This is a genomic window from Caballeronia terrestris (assembly GCF_001544515.1).
Taxonomy (GTDB): Bacteria; Pseudomonadota; Gammaproteobacteria; order Burkholderiales; family Burkholderiaceae; genus Caballeronia; species Caballeronia terrestris.
In genome coordinates this window covers 1-3,696 of record NZ_FCOL02000191.1, presented here as the reverse complement: position 1 = coordinate 3,696, position 3,696 = coordinate 1, and the positions used below count along the sequence as shown (strand labels likewise).

The window sequence follows — 3,696 nt, the reverse complement described above, 5'->3', positions numbered from 1 at the left end:
TCGTCAACCGTCAAGCCATGCTTGCGGATGATGTCCCGCACTTCAGGGTTGTTCATCAACTCGCCAAACGTCGGCGCGGGGTAGCGGACCTTGCTCAGCTCGGCCGGTGGCGTGCCCCGAGCTACAATCCTGCTGGCGTCGAGTCCCTGCACTGGTGTGCCCGTGCCATCATAGAGCGCGCCATTGAGCACCCGAAAGCGGCCCTCGATGCAGCCGACAAGCGGGCAATCGTTTGACCCATTGTTCTGGACGAAAAGGATATCCTCGTCACCCGTCTGGAAGACAGGAACGTTGGAGGCCCTGAGGAAATGCCCGCGACCATCCGGGCCGCCGATGTAGCGAAGGCTAAAGGACGCTCTGCCTGCGTCACCCCGCACCGGTCGAACAACATCGTATGTCACGATCGTGAACGGCACAGGACCTTGACCATTCTCGCCGGATGCGGACATTCGGTACTCGACCTTGCTCACGCGGCTGTGCACGACGAACTGTGCCGCGTTGGCTAAATCCTTGATGTCGGGGGCCATCTTTTGTGCGAATACGGTACTGCCGCTGCTTGATAACAAGGCGACCGCCACCGCCATGCGAACGCTATAAGTGTTTAACATGTATTTCTCCAAGAAAGATGCGTTTGCATCGAAGCGCGGCTGTATCGGGTCGGAGTGAGGGCGGCGGGTTGGCGCACCATTTCTTTCTGCATCGATTCCCAGACAGCCTTGCGGATTCCTTTACCATGATTACAAGCGTAAGGCCTACGATCGCAAGGTGTTAGAACAATCGTACTGTCAGATAGGACGATCTTGCTCGTGAGCTTTATCGCAAAAGAAATAGTTGGGAAACCGAAGGTTTTGACACCCTCGGGTTCTACCGCTTTTAATAGAGGCGCTTGTATTACACAGTTCACTCATGAGAACCGGGGCGCCAACATGAAGAACGGAATCTGCCTAGCGTCCCGTCTTCCCAATTGGCGCGTAACGTGTTTGACGTGTCCGAAGCTACTGCGGCGGGCGGTGAAGCCGATTTGACACACCTTTGCGGCGCGGACCATGTAAGGACTCTGAGAAAACCAAGCACACTGCGAAAGGAGCCGGAAGGGGCGTTGTGAAACCGGAGTTTCGGCTAAAAGACGATCTCCGCACGGGATTGGATTGGTGGAAATCGCTCTCTGGAGGAGCGTACGGAATGGCTCGCCAAAGTAGGTAGCTCCCCTAGAGATGCATGGAATGCCTTCAGGCGTTCCCTATAGCGATAATGGCGTGTGGATTCGGCCCGGTCGGGGGCCTTTTGCTGCGCCCTCTTCATCCACGCCATTTAGGAAGCGGAAATGGAAGAAAATCTGAGTACTCTGCGCATCGCTCGTTCGCCTGATGGGCAATGGTTCGGGCGGTTGCTAATCGGCTCGACGGAACTTATTCTTACCGCCTGCAAGTCGCCGCAAGAAGTCGAGCTGGTCGTCGAAAAAATTGGCCTATACCCCGGCCGGGTGGAGGTAGAAGATTAGCGTGATCGTGAGGGCCGAGCCTTGTGCTACAGAAATCCGGCTGAAATGCTTGCCGACATTCTGAAAACATGCCCGCTCATGCAAGAGGAACGCGGGTTACACCTCGCTCGGCGACATGAGCATTTCTGCGCCTATTCGGGCTGCGATCCCGGCAGCGCCTGGGCGAAGCTTGCATAGAAGTGCGCTGCTTGAAAAACTCGACCCGCTCGCGTCACGGCGCCTCCAATCTGCTCCTCGCCACGCTTCGATGCGCGCCGTTCTCAGGTGAAAATTGAATGTTCGAAGTTTCCGGTTAGCGGCCGAGCCGCCGTAGCGGTCGGTGCGCAGATTGACGGTCGGGTCGAGGAACTGACCGATCAGATGGCCGCCCGCGTGCGTTTCCAGCCCGTCAAGACCACCCTCGAGACAGCGGCGCGCGGCGCGCCCGAAATCGCTCACGATGCGCCTGATGTCGCTCCCGGTGATCGCCTGCGGAATTGCGCGATGCAGCGTTTCGCGACGCGCCGACGGCGCGAGCATCGGCAGCCACGGTTCGGCGTAAGGATCGCCCCGGCGGCCGAGGTGCGTGATCTGGCACATCAGTGCGGCGCCGTGGGCGTGCACGCGCTCGGAAAAGCGCTGCAGGTGCGGCACGACTTCGTCGACGCCCATGTTGATCTGCTGGAACGTGTTGGGGCTGTCGATGCTCACGTTCGATGAACCGCCGAACATCGTGAGCCCGATGCCGCCCCGGGTCTTTTCCTCGTGATAGCGCTGGTAGACTTCCTGCGGGAACTCGTCCTGAATGAGGCGGCTCGCGTGACTGGTGCTCATCACACGGTTCTTCAGCACGAGGTGTTTGAGCGTCAGGGGCCTCAGCAGGGGGTCGGATAAAGCGGCTGTCTGTGCGTCATCCGCGTTACGCTGTGTCATGTCGGGACTCTCTGGATGGGTCTGCCGACAAAGTAGGATTGACGTTAAGGCGCGTCAATTTACATGTTCGTCACCGCCGATAACATGGTGTTAGTAGATGGGTCTTCGACTTCCTTCGCTGCAGGCACTCCTCGTTTTCGAGGCCGCCGCGCGGCATCTCAGTCTCACGCGCGCGGTCGCTGAACTGAACGTCACGCCGGTCGCGGTGAGCCGTATGGTCACGCGTCTCGAAGACGCGCTCGGCCTCAAGCTCTTCGCGCGCACGAAAACCGGGCTTGTGCTGACCGACGAAGGCGCAAAGTTGCAAGTCGCGGTGGCCTCGGGCTTCGGCGAGGTCAGCGACACAATCGAAGAACTCAAGAGCCACCAGGAACAGGGCGAGACGGTGACGCTCTCCATCTCGAGCGGCTTCGCGTCGCAATGGCTGCTGCCGCGCCACGAGCGCTTTCACGAAGCGTTTCCTGCGGTGAATCTGCGCTTGCAAGTGATGACGAGCCGCCTGTACGGGCCGCTGGATGGCGCGGATCTTGGCATTCGTTTGCATAAGCCCGGCTCCGAGCACGAGGCGTTCTGTTTCTGCCCGGAGGTGATCATCGCCGTGTGCAGCCCCGGTTAACTCGCGCAATACGGCCCGCTCGACGCGCCGCGTCAGGCGGGCGGTCACACGCTTATCCACCTCGAACCGACCACGCACGCATGGCCTGACTATTTCGAGCTCGCGCAATTGGCGAATCGCGCTTCGTCGAAGCATGTAAGCTATTCCGATCCGGGCCTGGCATTGCAGGCCGCGATGCTCGGGCATGGCGTGCTGCTCGGCTGGCTGCTTGCGATAGCGGCGCCGCTCAATATGGGCACGGTGGTCCCCGCGTCGAAACGAGTGGTGGAGACGGGTTATAACTACGTGCTCGAATGCCGCACGCATGAGCCGTCGGCTTCGGTCCGGCACGTCGCGCAATGGCTCATCGACGAGATGCGCGCGGAGTTGAAAAAGGTCGATTACGTGCTTGCTTCGGTAGAGAGAGTGCGGCGTGGCGCGCCAGGTTGAAGCGTGCGCTTCGGGTGCGCGACGAGGCGGGATAGGGCGCCGCAATCAGCGATTCAAGTTGGCTGAGATCGGAAAGCTTTGCATGATGAAAATTGAAGCGCGCGTCCATGGACTGCCCCTCCTGCCCGAGCGTTAATTATCCGCGGCGAGCGTTCACTGCTAGTGGTATGCGTCAAACGGATTGCATCTTATTCAGCTTGGCCCTGGCACGCGTCACTTTCGCGAGGATGTCAGAGGC

The 3,696-nt window shown here is 59.7% G+C and carries 5 protein-coding genes; 3 read left to right on the top strand and 2 right to left on the bottom strand.

Translation table 11 applies throughout. The features are described from left to right. A partial coding sequence (locus AWB67_RS35000) for a hypothetical protein (protein ID WP_087660497.1) occupies positions 1–608 on the bottom strand: 608 nt, incomplete at its 3' end. Between the two features lie 716 nt (positions 609–1,324). Here AWB67_RS35000 and AWB67_RS41145 point away from each other — a divergent pair. Next, entirely contained in the window at positions 1,325–1,501 is a 177-nt protein-coding gene (locus tag AWB67_RS41145) for a hypothetical protein (RefSeq protein WP_159965106.1), read from the top strand. A gap of 96 nt (positions 1,502–1,597) precedes the next feature. Here AWB67_RS41145 and AWB67_RS34995 read toward each other — a convergent pair whose 3' ends face one another. Further along, on the bottom strand, positions 1,598–2,413 hold the full coding sequence (locus tag AWB67_RS34995; RefSeq protein ID WP_268808155.1) for an oxidoreductase: 816 nt from the start codon (positions 2,411–2,413) through the stop codon (positions 1,598–1,600). Between the two features lie 97 nt (positions 2,414–2,510). On the opposite strand from AWB67_RS34995, the gene AWB67_RS42565 reads away from it, so the two are divergent. After that, positions 2,511–3,029, top strand: coding sequence for a LysR family transcriptional regulator (locus AWB67_RS42565; protein WP_235025536.1), 519 nt, complete (start codon positions 2,511–2,513; stop codon positions 3,027–3,029). Positions 3,030–3,137: 108 nt separating this feature from the next. Beyond that, positions 3,138–3,458, top strand: a complete 321-nt coding sequence (locus tag AWB67_RS42560; RefSeq protein WP_235025535.1) for a type 2 periplasmic-binding domain-containing protein — start codon at positions 3,138–3,140, stop codon at positions 3,456–3,458. Positions 3,459–3,696 lie beyond the last annotated feature (238 nt).